Source organism: Janthinobacterium sp. P210006 (assembly GCF_036231885.1).
GTDB lineage: Bacteria > Pseudomonadota > Gammaproteobacteria > Burkholderiales > Burkholderiaceae_D > Janthinobacterium > Janthinobacterium violaceinigrum.
The window spans coordinates 1,088,454-1,107,672 of sequence record NZ_JAZARD010000002.1; the positions used below are offsets into that span (position 1 = coordinate 1,088,454).

Annotated in this window: 11 protein-coding genes; 5 read left to right on the top strand and 6 right to left on the bottom strand. The window is 64.0% G+C overall.

Translation table 11 applies throughout. The features are described from left to right. Nucleotides 1-111: 111 nt before the first annotated feature. Nucleotides 112-591, top strand: coding sequence for a MarR family winged helix-turn-helix transcriptional regulator (locus VPH41_RS13250; protein ID WP_328570373.1), 480 nt, complete (start codon nt 112-114; stop codon nt 589-591). Here VPH41_RS13250 and VPH41_RS13255 read toward each other — a convergent pair. After that, on the bottom strand, nt 576-1,652 hold the full coding sequence (locus tag VPH41_RS13255; protein WP_328570374.1) for a transketolase-like TK C-terminal-containing protein: 1,077 nt from the start codon (nt 1,650-1,652) through the stop codon (nt 576-578). The two genes, VPH41_RS13250 and VPH41_RS13255, sit on opposite strands and share 16 nt — an antisense overlap. Nucleotides 1,653-1,787: 135 nt before the next feature. Here VPH41_RS13255 and VPH41_RS13260 point away from each other — a divergent pair, with 135 nt between their 5' ends. Then, nucleotides 1,788-1,976 carry a hypothetical protein gene (locus VPH41_RS13260; protein WP_328570375.1) on the top strand — a complete coding sequence of 63 codons (189 nt, stop codon included), beginning with the start codon at nt 1,788-1,790 and terminating at the stop codon, nt 1,974-1,976. 193 nt (nt 1,977-2,169) lie between these two features. Here the strand turns inward: VPH41_RS13260 and metE are convergent, their stop codons facing one another. Then, nucleotides 2,170-4,458, bottom strand: a complete 2,289-nt coding sequence (gene metE, locus VPH41_RS13265) for a 5-methyltetrahydropteroyltriglutamate--homocysteine S-methyltransferase (RefSeq protein ID WP_328570376.1) — start codon at nt 4,456-4,458, stop codon at nt 2,170-2,172. Nucleotides 4,459-4,582: 124 nt separating this feature from the next. Between metE and VPH41_RS13270 the strand changes: the two genes are divergently transcribed. Beyond that, entirely contained in the window at nt 4,583-5,317 is a 735-nt protein-coding gene (locus VPH41_RS13270) for an epoxyqueuosine reductase QueH (protein ID WP_442906268.1), read from the top strand. Nucleotides 5,318-5,485: 168 nt separating this feature from the next. Here VPH41_RS13270 and alaC read toward each other — a convergent pair whose 3' ends face one another. Next, the gene (alaC, locus tag VPH41_RS13275; protein ID WP_152259207.1) at nt 5,486-6,703 is read right to left on the bottom strand and encodes an alanine transaminase; all 1,218 of its coding nucleotides are present in this window, start codon (nt 6,701-6,703) and stop codon (nt 5,486-5,488) included. A gap of 309 nt (nt 6,704-7,012) precedes the next feature. Here alaC and VPH41_RS13280 point away from each other — a divergent pair, with 309 nt between their 5' ends. Further along, complete coding sequence (locus VPH41_RS13280) at nt 7,013-7,696, top strand: pentapeptide repeat-containing protein (RefSeq protein WP_328570377.1); 684 nt, start codon at nt 7,013-7,015, stop codon at nt 7,694-7,696. Nucleotides 7,697-7,854: 158 nt separating this feature from the next. On the opposite strand, the gene VPH41_RS13285 is transcribed toward VPH41_RS13280, so the two are convergent. Further along, the gene (locus tag VPH41_RS13285; protein ID WP_328570378.1) at nt 7,855-9,069 is read right to left on the bottom strand and encodes an MFS transporter; all 1,215 of its coding nucleotides are present in this window, start codon (nt 9,067-9,069) and stop codon (nt 7,855-7,857) included. 114 nt (nt 9,070-9,183) lie between these two features. Here VPH41_RS13285 and VPH41_RS13290 point away from each other — a divergent pair, with 114 nt between their 5' ends. Beyond that, nucleotides 9,184-10,128: a LysR family transcriptional regulator gene (locus VPH41_RS13290; protein ID WP_328570379.1), complete on the top strand. Its 945-nt coding sequence runs from the start codon at nt 9,184-9,186 to the stop codon at nt 10,126-10,128. A 48-nt stretch (nt 10,129-10,176) separates the two neighbouring features. On the opposite strand, the gene VPH41_RS13295 is transcribed toward VPH41_RS13290, so the two are convergent. Together VPH41_RS13295 and VPH41_RS13300 are read right to left on the bottom strand one after the other, a co-directional pair. Then, on the bottom strand, nt 10,177-17,061 hold the full coding sequence (locus VPH41_RS13295) for a YDG domain-containing protein (protein ID WP_328570380.1): 6,885 nt from the start codon (nt 17,059-17,061) through the stop codon (nt 10,177-10,179). Between the two features lie 144 nt (nt 17,062-17,205). After that, a complete protein-coding gene (locus tag VPH41_RS13300) occupies nt 17,206-18,873 on the bottom strand; it encodes a ShlB/FhaC/HecB family hemolysin secretion/activation protein (protein ID WP_328570381.1) in 1,668 nt (555 codons plus the stop codon). Nucleotides 18,874-19,219 lie beyond the last annotated feature (346 nt).

Here is a 19,219-nt window from a genome sequence, read left to right on the forward strand (position 1 = left end):
TCATCTACACAAATGATTGCCAATGCAATCATTGCAATTGCAATCGCTATGCCGGCCATTGTATAGCGCTATAATTGCATTTGCAACTGTGATTGATATGGAGGAGTACCGATGTCTGACACCGCGCCTGAAACTGGATCGGCGCCTGCGCCCGACCTGTGGTTTTCGTTCGTGCGCACGCACCGATTGATGATCCGCGAGATCGAACGCCGCCTGGCCGCGGCCAACCTGCCCGTGTATGCGTGGTATGACGTGCTGTGGGGCCTGGAAAGCGGCCAGGACGGTTCGCGCCGCATGCACGAGCTGGCCGATGCGCTGGCCATCGAGCGCTACAACCTGACGCGCCTGGTGGACAAGCTGGAAGCGGACGGGCTGGTGACGCGCATGCGCTCGATGGAAGACGGGCGCGCCGCCTTCGTTTCCATCACGGAAGATGGCAAGCTCTTGCGCAAGAAGATGTGGGCCTTCTACCAGGCCACGGTGGCGGACCTGTTCCTGGCGCAATTTGACGGCGGCGCGCAGCAGGACTTCAGCGCCGCCCTCGCCCGCGCCGCCGAGGCGGCACGGGGCGCCGCTCAGAACAAGGCGTAGCGCCGCAGCGCATAGTCGACGCAGGGCATCGGCAGCGCACCATCGTCGGCCAGCGCCTTGAGCGCCATGACGGCCAGCCAGGGCGCGCTCGCTTCCGTCGCGCTATCGGCGCCGACGGCGATGAAGCGGCCGCGCACGTAGCCACCGATCTGGCCCGCGATATGCTGGCCATAGCCGGTGACGGCGATGACGGGCGCGGCGCTGCCGCCGAGGCAGCGCTGCACATGGGCCAGCCTGGGGACGGCGCGCGGATGGCGCACATTCCACTGCTCCGCCGCCTGCGCATCGCGCGCCAGGCGCGTATAGCTGGGACAACTCCACACTTGTGCGGCAATGTTCCAATCCTCTTCCAGCAAGCGGGCCGCATCGGCAACGACGGCCAGCATCGCTCCCGCCCCGCACAGGCGCACGCGGCATGGCGCCGGCCCCGGCGGCGACACGCGGTACATGCCCAGGCTGGCCGCTGCCGCATCGGCGGCCGACAGGGGCGCCGCCACCGCCGCCTCGTCATGCATGGCCAGGTAGAAATAGCCGGGCTGCCGTTCCACGTACAGGGTTGCCAGGGCGGCGCGCACGATGGCGCGCACTTCCTCGCCGGTGGCCGGGTCGAACGGCGTGCAATCGGGCTGCGCGGCCAGCCATGCGGGCAGCGCGGGCTGCACGCCCTTGTGCCAGCGCGAGGCTTGCGTTTCCGCATCGTTGCAGACGATGCCACGCGCGCGCGCATCGACCAGCACCCCGCGCAAGGCCTGCAGCGAAGCGGGGCGGCACAGGTACAGCAACGGTTTATCGGCGCCATAGCGCAGCGGCCAGGCGCTGGCGGACGCTCTCACGTTCCAGGCATCGTCTTGCCGGTGCGGCACTTCCGCGCGCACGATGCGGATGGCGTCCGCCACACCGGCATCCAGCTGCAGGCTGCCCGCCATGGCGCCCAGCGCGCGGCGCGGCGAGGCCTGCTGCGACAGCAACGGCGGCTGGGCGGCCAGCGCGGCCAGGCAGGCTTGCGCGGCCTGGCGCGCGGCGTCCGGTGGCGGCAAAGGAATCAAGGGGGATGAAGGCATGGCGGCTCCTGTCGCGATCATGCTTGCGCATGGCAGGCATCATCTGTACGATTGCAAATGCAATGATTGTAGTTGCAATCCTTTGCACGGGCAAGCGATATGCATGCCGGTCCACTTCCCTCTTCAAGGTAAAAAATGACGCTGAACAATCCTGAAACCGTGCGCATGGCGTATGCCGTGAAACTGACGAATGCGCAGATCGAGGCGGCAAAGCAGCTGTATGCCACGCACTTCGGCGGCGCCGACAATCCGCAGGCGCTGGCCGCCATCATCGCGGCGCTGGCGCGCAACTACAGCTCGGCCGTAGCGGCAAATGTGCTGTAGCTAAAAAACAGGCAAAAAAAAGCCCGCTGCGGGAGCGGGCTGAATCTAATTCCTGTGAGGAAGTAGAGGAGACAGGTGAATGATGCCGCATTGCAGCATCATTATCCAATTGCATGTTGTGATGATAGAGATACGATCCATCTATATCTCAGCCATATCCCTCTCACCGCCCTCTCATCTCCCTCTTCCCTGCTTACATCAAGTTATCGCCGCGCAAGGTTTTCGCTGCCGCTACCATGTTCGCCAACGCCGGAATGACTTCTTTCCAACCACGCGTCTTCAGGCCGCAATCGGGGTTGACCCACAGGCGCTGCGCGGGAATGCGCTCGGCTGCCTTGCGCATCAGCGTTACCATCTGTTCCTGGCTCGGAATGTTGGGCGAGTGGATGTCGTAGACGCCAGGGCCGATTTCATTCGGATAGTTGAAGTCATCGAAAGCGTCCAGCAATTCCATGTCGGAACGCGACGTTTCAATCGTGATCACGTCCGCATCCATGCCGGCGATCTGCGCGATGATGTCGTTGAATTCCGAATAGCACATATGCGTGTGGATCTGCGTTTCATCGGCCACGCCATTGGCCGTGATGCGGAACGATTCTACGGCCCAGCGCAAATACTCGGCCCATTGCGACTTACGCAGCGGCAAGCCTTCACGCAGCGCCGCTTCGTCGATCTGGATCACGCGGATGCCGGCCTGTTCCAGGTCCTGCACTTCGGCCCGCATGGCCAGCGCCAGCTGGTAGCACGACACGGAACGGGGCTGGTCGTCGCGCACGAAGGACCAGTTCAGGATGGTGACGGGGCCCGTCAGCATGCCTTTCATCGGCTTGTCCGTCAGCGACTGGGCGTAGGTGCTCCACTCGACCGTCATGGCGCGCGGGCGACTGATGTCGCCAAACAGAATGGGCGGCTTCACGCAGCGCGAACCGTACGATTGCACCCAGCCAAACTGGCTGAAGGCGTAGCCGTCCAGCTGTTCGCCGAAATACTCGACCATGTCGTTGCGTTCCGCTTCGCCGTGCACAAAGACGTCCAGGCCCAGGGTTTCCTGTTCCTTGACGCAATGGGCGATTTCCGCCTGCATCAGTTTCTTGTAGCTGGCTTCGTCCAGCTGGCCGCTGCGGAACTGGCTGCGCGCCTGGCGGATTTCCGCCGTCTGCGGAAACGAGCCGATGGTCGTCGTCGGATACAGCGGCAGTTGCAGCAGCGCAGCTTGCTTGGCGGCACGCCCGGCATAGGCGCTGGCGCGCTGGCCCAGGCCGGCATCGATACGGGCCACGGCCGCCTTGACGTCCGGATTGTGCACGCGCGGCGACTGGCGGCGCGCTTCCACGGCCGCGCGATTGGTGTCCAGCGCGGCCTGCACGGCGGCGCGGCCATGGTTCAGGGCGCCAGCGATGGTGTGCACTTCATCGAGTTTTTGACGGGCAAAGGCCAGCCAGGAGCCGATATCGGCATCGAGCTTTTGCTCGCTGTCCAGGTCGACGGGCACGTGCAGCAAAGAACACGAGGGGGCGATCCACAGGCGCGCCTGCAGGCTGCGGTGCACGGGCTCCAGCCAGTCCAGCGCCTCATTCAGGTCCGTCTTCCAGATATTGCGCCCATTCACCACGCCCAGCGACAAGACGCTGGAGCCTGGCAATTGCGCAATCACTTGCCCCACTTCATCGCGGGCGTTGATGGCGTCCAGGTGCAAGCCCTGCACGGGCAGCTTGCACGCCAGTTCCAGATTGCCTTGCAGCTTGCCGAAATACGTGGCCAGCAGCAGCTTGACGGCATGGCCCTTGCTCAAGGCGGCGTAGGCCGTGGCCAATGCCTGCTGCCAGGCGCCGTCCAGCTCCGTAACGAGGATGGGCTCGTCGATCTGCACCCACTCCACGCCCTGAGCGGCCAATTCCTGCAACAGTTGCACGTAGACGGGCAGCAAGCCTTGCAGCAGCGCCAGCTTGTCGGAATCGTCCTTGGCCTTGCCCAGCCACAAGTAGGTGACGGGGCCGATCAGCACGGGCTTGGCTTTCACGCCCAGTTGGCGCGCTTGCGCCAGTTGCTGCAGCAAGCGGCTGCTGTCGAGCTTGAATTGCGTGTCGGCAGCAAATTCCGGCACGATGTAGTGGTAATTGGTGTCGAACCATTTCGTCATTTCGCCGGCGTGGACGCAGCTGCAATCGCTGTCGCTAGCCGAACGGCCGCGGGCCACGCGGAAATAGTTGTCGAGCGCCGCCCCCGTCAGCTTGCGCACGCGCTGCGGCAGGTTGCCCAGAGTAAAGCTCAAGTCCAGCACCTGGTCGTAGAAGGAAAAGTCACCCACGGGCGCCAGGTCCAGCGCGTCCTGGTCTTGCCAGTGGCGCTGACGCAATTCGGCGCCGTGGCCTTCCAGCGCGGCCAGCGTGCTATTGCCCTTCCAGTACTCTTCCAGCGCGAATTTCAGTTCGCGTTTGGCGCCGATGCGCGGGTAGCCCAGATTGTGTGTCGTGACGGTCATGGTGGTAATTCCTCCTGGTGAAGTATGGAGACATCATAGAAGCTTCCATCCATGAAAAATAATGGTAAAATTTCATTCATCCATTATTAATATTCATGTGAACCCATCCATGAGCACATCCGACATGAGCGACACCACCTTGGCAGCGGCCGACCTGGCCACCTTGCAGGACGATTTCAAACGCGCCAGGCTGGCCTGGCCGGAAGGCAAGAACAAGGTGCTGCTGCACTCGTGCTGCGCGCCGTGTTCGGGCGAAGTGATGGAGGCGATGCTGGCGTCCGGCATCGATTTCACGATCTTCTTCTACAATCCGAACATCCACCCGCTGAAGGAATACGAACTGCGCAAGGATGAAAACATCCGCTTCGCGGAGAAATTCGGCATTCCCTTCATCGATGCCGATTACGACCGCGACAACTGGTTCGCGCGCGCCAAGGGCATGGAAAACGAGCCCGAGCGGGGCATCCGCTGCACCATGTGCTTCGACATGCGTTTCGAGCGCACGGCCCTGTATGCGCACGAGCACGGCTTCCCCGTCATCACCAGCTCGCTGGGCATTTCGCGCTGGAAAGACATGAAGCAGATCAACGGCAGCGGCGTGCGCGCGGCGGCCCATTATCCGGAACTGCTGTACTGGGAATACAACTGGCGCAAGGGCGGCGGCTCGGCCCGCATGATCGAGATCAGCAAGCGCGAAAACTTCTACCAGCAAGAGTATTGCGGCTGCATCTATTCCCTGCGCGACAGCAACGAACACCGGGTGGCCATGGGCCGTGAGCGCATCCACCTGGGCGTGAAGTTCTACGGCCTCAACGACGGCACGGAAGACAAAGAGGACAAGGACAGCACGGAAAAATAGGCAAAAAAAAGCCCGCTGCGGGAGCGGGCTGAATCTATTTCCTTGGAGGAGATAGAGGAGACAAGTGAATGATGCCGCGTTGCAGCATATAAAACCACTTTATATTCGTGATGTCAGAAATACGTAGCAGTGATATTAGGGGCAACAGATCATTCCATGCGGCAACTTTTACGCGGCCGCTTCCGTTTTCCCGTCGCCAGAACGCAACATATTCTTGATGCCGCGCAAGGCTTGCCGTACCCTCGCCTCGTTTTCAATCAGGGCAAAGCGCACGTATTCATCGCCATATTCACCGAAACCGATGCCGGGCGACACGCTCACCCTGGCTTTTTGCAGCAGCAGCTTGGCAAATTCCAGCGAGCCCAGGTGGCGGTAGGCTTCCGGGATATGCGCCCAGATATACATCGACGCCTTCGGTTTTTCCACCATCCAGCCCGCTTCATGCAAGCCTTTGACCAGCACGTCGCGACGGCGCTGGTACTGGGCGCAGATCTCCGTCACGCAGCTTTGGTCGCCTTCCAGCGCGGCAATCGCAGCCACCTGCACGGGCGTGAAACTGCCATAGTCGTGATAGCTCTTGATGCGCGCCAGGGCCGCCACCAGTTCCGCATTGCCCACCATGAAGCCGATGCGCCAGCCCGCCATGTTGTAGCTTTTCGACATGGTAAAGAATTCGACGGCCACGTCGCGCGCGCCGGGCACCTGCATGATGGACGGCGCCTTCCAGCCATCGAAAGTGATGTCGGCGTAGGCCAGGTCATGCACCACCAAAATATTGTGCTGTTTCGCCAGCGCCACCACGCGCTCGAAGAATTCCAGTTCCACGCATTGCGCCGTGGGATTGGACGGGAAACCCAGCACCATCATCTTCGGCTTCGGATAGCTTTCGCGGATCGCCCGTTCCAGCTCGGCAAAGAAATCCACGCCCGGCCCCATGCGCACGGAGCGGATATCGGCGCCCGCGATCACGGCGCCCCAGATGTGGATGGGGTAGCTGGGATTGGGCACCAGCACCGTGTCGCCCCGGTCCAGGGTGGCCAGCATTAGGTGGGCCAGGCCCTCTTTCGAACCGATGGTGACGATGGCTTCGCTGTCCGGGTCGATGTCGACCTCGTAGCGCTTCTTGTACCAGTGGGCAATGGCGCGGCGCAATCGGGGGATGCCCTTGGAGGCGGAATAGCCGTGCGTGTCGGGGCGTTTCACCGTCTCGACCAGCTTGTCCACGATGTGGGCCGGGGTGGCGCCGTCGGGATTGCCCATCGACATGTCGATGATGTCCTCGCCACGGCGGCGCGCGGCCATCTTGAGTTCGGCGGTGATGTTGAAAACGTAGGGGGGAAGGCGATTGATGCGCGAAAAGCTGCGCGGAGCTTGGCTGTCGGTCATGGTTATCTCTGTACGTAAGCGCCCGGATCCGTCCGAGCGACGTTGGCGCAGTGGCTGCGCCTGCAACGATACTAACCCGGCTTCGCAAGAACTGGCAAGTGCGTAGTCTAGCCGCTACAATAGCGACTGATCGAAAATGAGCGCACCGGTTGGTAACCCGGTAAGTGCCTGGCACCGTCCAGCATGCTCCCGCCCACGCGGACCCACGGCGCTGACCCTTGGCTGTTACACCAGCCGGGGAGGTGGTCTGGTTCGTGCATTTTTTCCGCCACGCCATCCCTCCCCTGCTTTGATTAGGAAAATAAACGGATGGCAACACACGACACGGCAGTAAGCAGCATGACCCTGGACCGCGCCGGCATGGAGCAGCAGCTGGCGCAAGCGGTGCGCCACTTCATCGATTGCGCGTTCGACGGCGAAAACCTGTCGCGCCTCGATTTGCAGGGCTGCACGTTTGAACGCTGCACCTTTGCCGACACCAATTTGTTCGCCTGCAAGCTGGCACGCAGCATCTGGCGCCGCTGCCGCGCGGGCAGCGCCGATTTCGAATCCGTGGACGCCGTCGACGCCAGTTTCGAAGGCTGCGACTTGAACAACACAAAATGGCGGCGCGCCAAGCTGGCCTCGGCCACCTACCGCGGCTGCAAGCTGACGGGCGCCTCGTTCGAGGAAGTGGCCCACCTGGGCCTCACCTTCGAAGACAGCCTGCTGGTGGGCGCCGACCTGCGCGGCTTTTCGTTCCGCAAGGCGATACTCAAACAGCTGGACTTTTCCGACGCCTACCTGGCCGGCTGCGACTTCCGCGACGCCGTCTTCGAAGGGGGCAGCCTGCGCAACGCCACCATCAAGCTGGCGAAGTTCCAGGGCGCCGACCTGCGGGGCGCCGATATCGACGGTTTCAAACTGAGCGAAGCAGCCTTGCTGAAAGGCGCCGTCATCACGCATGCGCAGGCGGCCAACTTCATGCGCGCGCTGGACCTGGTCGTCATTTAAACGGACAAAAAAAAGCCCGCTGCGGGAGCGGGCTGAATCTATTTCCTTGGAGGAGATAGAGGAGACAAGTGCATCTTGCGGCATCGCGGCATATCACGCCACTTTATCTTCATGATGATAGAAATACCTATCGGTGATAATGAGGCGCCGCCGGGGTTTCAAGCCGTGCGGCGCGAGGCCAGCGGTAAAAATTCTCCCAGCCACACCAGCATGGCCAGGCCTGGAAACGCCATGCCGGTCAACAAGGTTGCTGGCCAGCCATAGCTGGCGTACACCCAGGCGCCAATGGCCGAGCCGGCCGCGCCGCCGGCAAAGAACAGGGCGAAATACAGGCCGTTCAAGCGGCCCCGCACTTCCGCGCCCAGGCTGAAGATGGCACGCTGGCCCAGCACCAGGTTGGCCGCCACGCCCATGTCAAGCACGATGGACGCGATAACCAGCAAGCCCAGCGCCACATGTTTCGACTCGGGCGCAAACATCGGCAAGGCAAACGCGGCGATGCCCAGCGCCAGCGCGGCAGCCGTGGCCGGCAAGGTGTGGCCCGCGTCCGCCAGGCGGCCCGCGATGGGCGACGCCACGGCGCCCGCCATGCCCACCAGGGCAAAGATGGCGATGCCCGTTTGCGACAGGCCGAACGCGGGGCTCGACAGCACCAGCGGCGTGACGGTCCAGAACAGGCTGAAGGCGCCGAACAGGCCCGCATGATAGGCGGCGCGGCGGCGCAGCACGGGTGTGCCCAGCAGCAAGTGCCACAGCGAAGCCATCAAGGCCGGATAACGCATGTTCGACACGGGCTGGCGCACGGGCAAGGCGCGGCGCAGCACCAGCGCCAGCAGGACCATCAGCACGGCGGCGCCGCCGAACACCACGTGCCAGCTGGCGTGCGCGGCCACCAGCGAAGCCACGGGACGGGCCAGCATGATACCCAGCAACAAGCCGCTGACCACCTTGCCCACCGTCTGCCCCCGCGTCGCTTCCTGCGACAGGTGGGCGGCAAACGGCACGATCACTTGCGCCGCCACGGAACCGAGGCCGATGGCCAGCGCGGCGGCCAGGAACACGATGGCGCCCGTGGAGAGGGCTGCCACGACCAGGGCCGTGGCCGTCACCAGCAAGGCCGTGACGATCAGGCGGCGGTTTTCCAGCAAGTCGCCCAGCGGCACGACAAACAGCAGGCCCAGCGTATAACCCACTTGCGTCAGGGTGACGATCAGCCCGGCCGCCTTGGCCGACAGGCCCGTGGAGGCGCTGATGGGCCCGACCAGGGTTTGCGCGTAGTACAGATTGGCCACGATCAGGCCGGAAGCGATGGCCAGCAGCAGCACCATGGCCGGCGCAATGTCGTGGGGGGCAGAAGATGAGGCCTTGTTCATGTTGTTTCCTCGGTTCGATAGGGATGTCGCTATTCTAGGCAAAGCCGGGGCAAAGATAATTAGGGCATAATCATCCTACACTTTTCACATAAGATGAACAATGAAAGCTATCCCATGGACAAGATCAAGGCCATGCAGACCTTCGTGCGCATCGTCGAGGCCAACAGTTTTTCCAAGGCGGCCGAGACCTTGAATTTGCCGCGCGCCGCGCTGACGGCCACCCTGCAAAAACTGGAAGCCTACCTGGGCACGCAATTGCTGCAGCGAACCACGCGCCGCTTGTCCCTGACGCCGGAAGGGGCTGACTACTTTCGCCACTGCATCGACATCCTGAAAGCCGTCGACACGGCGGAACTGGCGTTCCGCGGCCCCGACGCGAAAAAGCCCCGTGGCTTGCTGCGCATCAACCTGCCCAATACGGTGGGTCGGCGCCTCGTCATGCCCCATATCGCGCAATTCCACGCCGCCTGGCCGGACGTGCAATTGCAGCTGAGCCTGACGGACCGCCTGGTCGACCTGACGCAGGAAGGCATCGATTGCGCCTTGCGCGTGGGGACCTTGCAGGATTCCGCCTTCATCGGCAAACAGGTGGGCCTGATGCGCTTCGTCACGTGCGCCGCGCCTGCCTACCTGGCAAAGCACGGCACGCCGCAGACCCTGGCCGACCTGGCCACGCACCGGGGCATCATGCATTACTCGGGGCGCACGGGACGCGCCTTCGACTGGGATTTTCTGCAGGATAATGAAGTGGTGCGCGTGCAGATGGCGGGCCCCATCGCCGTCAACGATGCGGACGCCAGCGTCGATTGCGCACTGCAAGGGCTGGGACTGGCGCAGGCGGCCCAATACCAGGTGCGCCAACACCTCGACAGCGGCGCCCTGGTGGCCGTGCTGCCCGCCTGCCCGCCCACGCCCATGCCCATGTCCTTGCTGACGCCGCAAGGCCGGCTGGCCACGCCCAAGGTGCAGGCGTTTGCGGGCTGGATCACGGCCTTGCTCGATGCCAATATGGATCTGCAGCCGCCGCCTGCCGGGGCGGCCGCCGCATGGGCCAGCTAGCCGGGACGAGCAGGCGCACGCATGCGCCGCCCCTGCCGGCTCTGGCCGTTACGGCATGGCCGGGCCGCTGGCCAGTCCGGCCGGCAGCAGGATGCCTCCGTCGAGCACGCTCAATTGCAAGCCCGGCAGCACCTGGCGCGATGCCGTGCCGGCAACGACAGGCGCGGCTGGCGCGGCCGCCCCTTTGCCGCTATGGGCATGCTCCGCGACCACCATATTGCCCGCCAACGGCACGGCGGCGACGGAAGCGGCCGCTGCCGTCACCGCGTTACGCAGGGCTTCCGCCGGCTTCACCTTCAAGCTGCCGGCAACATAGCCGATCGCATAGTTGTTCGATGTCTGCCCTGCGGCGGCAACCCTGTAGTTGCCGGCAGGCGAACCTGCGCCAGCATCCGTGCTGAACAGCAATTCGCCGCGCAGTTCCGATGCCACGCTGTCGCCTGCCAGCAAGCCCGCATAGCTGGCGTCAAAGACAGGATTAGGGCGTCCCTGGTCTTTCTCGGCATTGTTCACCGTCACGGTCAATTTCGCCTGTGCAATATCGGCCCGCGTCGACGCCGCCGTGTTGACCACATAGTTACCAGCGTCCAGTCCGCTCAGGCGTATGCCATCCACGCGCACCGTCTTGCCCTGTCCCGCATTCTTGTCGGCAAACTGGGCAGCATTACTGCTGATGCTGAGCTGGTCGCCTGCGAGACGGTCATCGCGCCAGTTCACGCTGGCAGCGACGCTCGCATCGTATACCTTGTTGACGCCCGTGATAGCCACCGTCAACGCTGCCGGCGTGATGCTGGCCGTCAAACCGCCCGGGTCGGCCACCGTGTAGTTGCTGGCCGAGCCGCTGGCAGTATCGACCAGGACCGTGCCCGTCACCGTCACTGCCTTGCCCTTGCCCGCGTTCTTGTCGCCGAAGCTGGCCGTCATCCCGGCGATATCCAGGCGTTCGCCTTCGACCAGGCCGGACAGTACACCGCCGCTGAGGCTGGCCTGGCGCGTACCGTCATAGACTTTATCTCCCGCCACCGCGCCCGTCACCGTCAAGGCCTTGGGCGTGATGCTGGCCGTCAATCCGCTCGGGTCGGCTACCGTATAGTTGCTGGCCGAACCGCTGGCCGTGTCGGCCAAGGTCGTTCCCGTCACCGTCACTGCCTTGCCCTTGCCCGCGTTCTTGTCGCCGAAGCTGGCCGCCATGCCGGCGATATCCAGGCGTTCGCCGTCCACCAGACCGGACAGCGTGCCGCCGCTGATGCTGGCCTGGCGCGTGCCGTCGTAGACCTTGTCGTCCGCCACCGCGCCCGTCACCGTCAAGGCCTTGGGCGTGATGCTGGCCGTCAATCCGCTCGGGTCGGTCACCGTGTAATTGCTGGCCAAACCGCTGGCCGTATCGGCCAGGGCCGTGCCCGTCACCGTCACGGCCTTGCCCTTGCCCGCGTTCTTGTCGCCGAAGCTGGCCGCCATGCCGGCGATATCCAGGCGTTCGCCGTCGACGAGGCCGGACAGCACGCCGCCGCTGATGCTGGCCTGGCGCGTGCCGTCGTAGACTTTATCGCCTGCCACCGCGCCCGTCACCGTCAAGGCTTTGGGCGTGATGCTGGCCGTCAAGCCGCCCGGGCTGGCCACCGTGTAGTTGCTGGCCAAGCCGCTGGCCGTATCGGCCAGGGCCGTGCCCGTCACCGTCACGGTCTTGCCCTTGCCCGCATTCTTGTCGCCGAAGCTGGCCGTCATGCCGGCGATATCCAGGCGTTCACCGTCCACCAGGCCGGACAGCGTGCCGCCGCTGACGCTGGCCTGGCGCGTACCGTCGTACACCTTGTCGCCCGCCAGCGCGCCCGTCACCGTCAAGGCCTTGGGCGTGATGCTGGCCGTCAAGCCGCTCGGGTCGGCCACCGTGTAGTTGCTGGCCAAGCCGCTGGCCGTGTCGGCCAGGGCCGTGCCCGTCACCGTCACCGCCTTGTCCTTGCCCGCGTTCCTGTCGCCGAAGCTGGCCGTCATCCCCGTCACACCCAGGCGTTCGCCTTCGACCAGGCCGGACAGCGTGCCGCCGCTGATGCTGGCCTGGCGCGTACCGTCATAGACCTTGTCGCCCGCCACCGCGCCCGTCACCGTCACGGCCTTGGGCGTGATGCTGGCCGTCAAGCCGCTCGGGTCGGCTACCGTGTAGTTGCTGGCCAAGCCGCTGGCCGTGTCGGCCAGGGCCGTGCCCGTCACTGTCACGGCCTTGCCATTGCCCGCGTTCTTGTCGCCGAAACTGCCCGCCATGCCGGCGATGTCCAGGCGTTCGCCGTCAACCAGGCCGGACAGCACGCCGCCGCTGACGCTGGCCAGGCGCGTGCCGTCATAGACCTTGTCGCCCGCCACCGCGCCCATTACCGTCAAGGCCTTGGGCGTGATGCTGGCCGTCAAGCCGCCCGGGCTCGCCACCGTGTAGTTGCTGGCCAGACCCGTATCGCTGGCCAGCACGGCGCCCACCGTCACGGCCTTGCCGTTGCCGGCGTTCTTGTCCGAAAAATAGCCGCTCAGGCCTGACAAGATCACATTTTCCGAGCCGACGAAACCGCTCAAGGTACCGCCCGTTAAGCGCGCGTCGGCCTTGCCATCGTAGATTTTGTCTTGCGCCGCGACGCCGTCGAGCGTCAGCGCCTTGGGCCGGATGGTGCCCGTGATGACGGCGTCCGTGGCGGCCAGGATATAGTTGCCGCTGTCGGCGCCAGCCAGCGTGATATCGCTGACATACACCGTTTTGCCGCTGCCCGCATTCTTGTCCGCGAAATTGCCTCTGGCGGAGACCACGGCAAGACTGTCGCCGCTCACCATGCCGTGCAAGACGGCCGAAGCGCCGCTCAGGCTGGCACGCAGGCCGCCGTCATAGACCTTGTCGTCGGCCTTGAGGCCCGTCACGCTGCTGATGGTGGCCCTGGTGATCGCGCCGCTGAAGTCGCCGATTGGCGCCAGCGTATAGTTGCCGGCCGCACTGCCACCCAGCGTGGCGCTGGCCGTAATGACGAGATTGTTGCCGACATTCTTGCTGGCATAGGAGCCGGATAGCAAAAAGTTCAGCTTGGCCACGTCATCGCCCAGCACGCCACTGAGGCTGCCGCCAGACAGGACGGCGGAGGTGTTGCCGTCGTACACCTTGTTGCCCGCCGAAACGCCATTCAGGCTGATCTGGCGCGGCGTAATGGTCACGCCGCCATCGACATAGCTAATCAGGTAGCCATTCTGGGCCGAGGAATACACGCCGCTGGCCCGCACCACATAGTTGCCGGCATTGACCGGACTGCCGGACGCGTTGTCATAGGTCAGCGAGCCTTGCAGCAAGGAAGGATCGACCACCCTGGAATAGCTGACGGTGACGGGATCGCTGGCCAGACCATCATAGACCTTGCTGCTATGCGACACCGTCACCACCAGGGGCGTCAGGAAGGAACGCAGCAATGGCGTGCTCTGTCCTTCGTAAATCACCCAGGTATTGTTCAAGTCCCAGGCCGGGCTGCCCGCGCCGTTGCTGCCGTTGTAGCTGGCCAGTTTTTTCAGCTCGGCCGAGCTCAAACCTGTGCCGCCCTGGCTGCCCGCCTGCCCGCTGACCTGCGTATCCCAGTAACTGCCCGTGGCATCGGCGGCGGAGGCGCCGCCTGCCAGCCCGCCCAGCCCCGTTGCGCCGCTGACGGCAACGGCCGCATAGCTGTTGCGGATGCTGCCGCCGTGGCTGTCGCCAGCCAGGCCACCCACATTGACGCCGCCCGTCGCGCTGCCCGCCGCGTAACTGTTGACGATTTCGCCCGTATTGCTGCCCACGAGGGCGCCAACCTGCGCATCGCCCGCGACATTGCCGGTAACGAAACTGCCGCTGATTTTGCCCGCGCTCGCGCCGGCAAGCGCACCCACATCGCTGCCGCCGGTGATCCTGGCGTCGCTCAAGCCCAGGTCCGAGATGCTGCCGTTTTTGCCGAGACTGCCGATCAGGCCGACGGCAGCGCCTCCCTGCCGGAAGATGCGCAAGTCGGAAATAATGTGGCCGGCGCCATTGAGGCTGCCCGTGAACGGCGACGCGGCATCGCCGACAGGCACGAAACCGCCGCCGGTCCAGATATCGCCGCCGGCCGTCGCCCCTGCGCTGAAGCTGCTGCCCAGGGTATAGGCTGCCGCCTTGTCCATCGCCATCAGCTGCAGCTGGTGTGGGGAATTGATGGTGGTCGAGTATTCGCCGCTGAACATCGGCAAGGTGCCGCCCTTGCCGTTCATGCTGCCGTCCGCTCCCACCGTCACCCAATTGTTGCCCGTGGCGCCAGTTGCCGTCGTAAAGTTAAATGAGGTATAACTCGATGGATCGCGCATCGCACCGTCCGCCAAGCCAACGATATTGCTCGTTCTGCCGTTGCCTTGGCCCAGGCCCGTCAGGCCGTGGTTGGCGCTGCTGTTGTAATAGGCATTGCTCACGTTGCCACCGAAATCATTGTAGCCAACGATGCCGCCCCGGTTATCGTGCTGCGCATTGACCGCGCCGAAGGAATAGACATTGTCCACACTCCCCCGGTTCCGGCCGACGATGCCGCCCGCATAGTTGCCCGCATTGACGCTGCCGGTGGCATAGCTGTTGCTGATCCTGCCCGCATAAACGTCACCGACGAGGCCGCCAAAACCCTGCTCGGACTGCACATCGCCGGAAGAGTAGACATTGCCGGTCGCATAGCTGTTGCTGATCGTCCCGCCCAGCCGGCCAGCCAATCCGCCGGCGATGGAACTGCCCGTCACGCTGCCCGTCGCATAGCTGTCGCTGATATTGCCTGAGGTGAATGCCGCCAGGCCGCCCGTAAAGACATCGCCCGCGATGTCGCCCGTGGCAAAGCTCTTCGCGATGGTGCCAGCGTTTTCAAGCACCAGCCCCCCGGCCGTGCCCTTGACTACGGTCACCGTCATGCTGCTGCTACTGTTGCTGACGATGCTGCCACGTTGATTTTCAGCAACCAGCCCGGCTGCACCGCCACCATAATTCGGACTGTGCTCGATACTGCCGCTGCTGCGGCTGTTGTTGATCACGCCGCTATTCACGCCCACCAGGCCGCCCGCGTAAATATACCCCGTCAGCTTCAGCTCCCCGTACGCACTGACGTTATCGATCAAGCCCGCGTTTCTTGCCGCCAGCATACCCATCCGGATCTGCCCGTACTTGCCTTCCGGCGCCTGTATCCGGGTATTGACCAGATTGAGGTTGCGCACCACGCCCGACGCGCCGATGGCGCCAAACATGCCGACATCGGCATAGTCCGTCAGCCGGGTGAGGGACAATCCCGTGACGTCATGGCCAAGGCCGTCAAGCCTGCCCGTGAATGGCGTGCCTGCGCCACCGATAGGCACGAAGCCCGTGCCACCGCCCCAGTTGAGCGTGGCATTGGCGTCGATGTGGCGGCCCAGCGCATAGTTGCCTCCCAGGTTAGCATTCATGCCCTGCAAATCGGCTGCGCTCAGGCTGCCAGCAGTACCTACGCTGTTGATCACCGTATAGCTGATCACTGCGCCATCCGTGCCCTGCCTGGTGCTGAAGTTATTACCCGATGGCAAGTCCACTTCCGCCTTCACGTTGTAGGTGGACAGGTTGCCGGCGGCCACACCGCTCTGGCCATACTCGAGCGCCAGGCTGGCCGTGCCGGAACCGCGCAGCGGCGCATTGATATTGATATTGTTGTGCGCCGTCAAGGTCAGCTTGTTGGCCGACCAGCTGATCGTGTCGTTGACATTGATGTTGCCTGCGGCGCCGCCGCTGGAGACCGTTGCGATGGTGACATTGCTGGACTTGAGCGCATTGCTGTAAAACGCGCCGGTCTGGTTGCCGCCCGATGCCGCGATCGTGAAATCGGTCGGGTCGATCAGCCACATGCCCGTCGCGCCCTTGGCCGACGCCGTCGTCACCTTCAGACCATCGTCGATCTTCACGTGCGCGGCCGAGGTGTCGATGAAGCCGCCATTGCCGCCCTCGGGCGCGCTGGCGTCCAGGGTGCCCGCCGCGTTTACCGTGCCGCTTTGCATGTCGCCCAGCAGCTTGATCGTGCCGCCGCGCGTGTCGATGCTGTGTGCCTCGATCACGCCCGTGTTGTTGACCACGGTTTTCAGCAAGTCGCCCGCCGCCTGCGCCGTCAGCACCACGCTGCCGCCATCGGCCTGGATCAAGCCGCCGTTATTGACCAGTGCGCCTACGGCACCCCGGTCCACCGCCACGTTCAGCAAGCCATCGCCCGCCACGTCCAGGGTGATGGCGCGGCCCGCCGCCAGGGCCACCGAGCCCAGGCGGGCCTGGATCGTGCCCTCGTTCGACACCTGCGCACCCAGCAAGGCCACATAGCCGCCCGGCGCGCTGATGCTGCCCTGGTTCAAGACCTTGCCCGTGCCATTGCCGGCAAACTGGTACTTGCCCGCCATGAAGTCGGCGTTGCTGATATCGAGGGTCGAGGCCACCAGGCCCGCCGTGTTCACGGACGCGCCGTGGCCGAACAGCACACCGTTCGGGTTGACGATGAACACCTTGCCATTGGCCGACAAGTTGCCCAGGATGGTCGTGCCGTCATTGCCCAACACGCGGTTCAGGGCCACCGCGTTGCTGTTGGGCTGCTGGAACTGCACCGATTCGCCCTTGCCGATATTAAAACTGGCCCAGTTGATGACGGCGTTCTGGCTGCCCTGTTGGATCACGGTATTGCCCGGCGTACCATTGATGGAAGCCTGGCCCGCCACCACCGTGCCACCCGCCGGCCCCGCCAGGGCCAGGGCCAGGGAACCATACCCGAGCATCAGCGCCGCCGCCATGCTGGTCAGGGCGAAATGCGCGCCGCCCCCGCTGCTGCCCGGCATCGAGCGCTTGCCGGCGGATTTGACGTTTTCGGAAACGGCGGCGTAAGCGCCGGTGGCCTGGTTCCAGATGGAGCGGTAGATGCGGTTCATGGCAGTGTCCTGATAATCTTGATTTAATTTATTTTCAACATCTAAAAAACCGTAGCGAGCGGATGTGAGTTGCGGCTGAGAAGCGCAGCTGTGCGCACGCACAGTGAGCATCGCAAGCTGCAAATCGCGACGCGCAGTAGGTTTTTAAAAGTACTTGACGGCTTGCAGCCAGAAGCGGCCTGCCGCATCCGGTGCCGAGGTCGCCTTGGCATTGCCCAGCTTGTGCGCGTAATACGCCTTCAGCACGAGCGCGTTGGCGCCCGTCCACGTCGCGCCCACACCGGCGCCGCTCAGGGTGCGGCGGTTCTCGCCGGCGCTCCAGGCATCGCGGTTCAGCTTGACGGTGCCCGTATCGGCAAACGCCAGCACCTGCAGCTGGCCGGGAAAGGCCGTGAACGCCGTCACGTTCTGGCGCAGTTCCACATTCAGCACATAGCCTTGGTCGCCATACGCCTCGCCGCCCGGATAGGCGCGCACGCCGCCCACGCCGCCGATGCCCATCTTTTCGGACACATCGAGGTTTTTCGACGCGGCCTGGCCACTGAGAGTGCCGAACAGGCTCGTCTCGCCGCCCAGGCTTTGCACGCGCGCGCCATTGAAGGCAAGCTTGTGGAAGTGGCCGTTGCTCTTCACCGTCACCTGGTCGAGCGCCAAGGTTGCCGGCGTCCCGATATCGATCTTGCCCGTGGTGTACGTGACGGAATACGTGCTGGCGCCGCCACCGCCCCAGCCATCCTTGCTGTCGCCATTCAGATTCAGCATCCACACCTTGGCCTTCTTGTCGTTGACGCTGCCCGTCGATTCCGTACGGTCCTGGAAGGTCTTGTCGTCATAGCTGACCTGCGCATACAGATTGTTGCTGCGCGAGCGGATCAGCGGATAACTGCCGTAGGCGCTGGCGATCTTCGCCGTGCCCTTGGCGTCGAGCACGGCAAATTCCTTGCCCAGCTTGTAGTCCATATACGTGTAGGCGCCGCCCAGGCGCAGCAAGCCTGCCTGCCCCTGGTAGGCCAGGCGGCCATAGTTCAAGCCGTCGGCCGAGGTGAACGCGCGCACGGTGGCCACGTCGCCGATGCCGGCCAGTTCATTGATGTTCAGGGTGGTGCCGATGCGGTTGCGGCCCGTATAGCGGTTGCCCTGGTTATCCAGGTCGATGCTGCCGTTGAACCGCGATCCCGGCTGCACGTCGACGATCAGGTCGGACGCGCCCAAGGACGCCCCCGGCGCCAGGGTCGAGCTCACCTGCACGCCCGGCAAGTCCGACAGCAGCAGCAAGCGCCGCTCGAGCGGCGCCGTGGCGATCGCCTGCCCGTCCAGGCCCGCCAGCACGGTGCCGGCCAGGCCATTGGACAGATTGCTCTGGTTGCGCAGTTGCACCTGGCCATACTGGCCAGGCAAGACGTTGATCGTGACAACGCCATCCTGGATATCTTGCGCGGGCAGATAGGCTTGCGCCAGGAAATAGCCGCGGTTCTGGTAATAGCTGGCAATTTTGGACGCCATGGCGCGCAGCTCGCCCAGGGTCAGCTCGCTGCCCGCGGTAAACCCCGTGGCGGCGACCAGTTCGCTCTCGGTGAAGACTGGCGGTGCCGTGATCTGCAGGCGCTGCACGGTGATGCGCGTGGTGTCGCCCACCGTGGTGGCGGGCACGTTGCCCTGCTGGACACGGATGGCGGGCGGCGCTTTCGGCAACGGCGGTGCGGCGGGAATCTGCTGCAGCTGGCTGCCGGCGCCAGGAGGATCGACGGCCCAGGCGGTCTGTATCAGCGCCAGCAAGGGCAGCAAGGTCAGGGGAAGTAGTTTACAACGCAAGATAAGCCTCTCGGTCGCCGCTGGGGCATGACGAACATGAATAAAGGAAAAAGCATGCGGTGCCGGCAGCGGGCGCCATGCCTCAGGCGCAGGCAGCCATGGCCCTACGCACTGCGTGGCGGATACGCGCTTTGCTGCCGCGCTTGACCGCGCTGCCATTACAGAAAGCCAAATAAAATTTCTTTGTGGGAATGTAACAAGAATGGGAAATTTATAACGGAGCAAATCTGAGCGATTCCCGACAAATTCAGTCGGGATTTACGGCTCGCTGCGGCATGAAGATGAGGGAACTTGGGGAATGCGGCGGGCGCCACGCAAAAAGCAAGGCAAAAAAAGCCCGCTACAA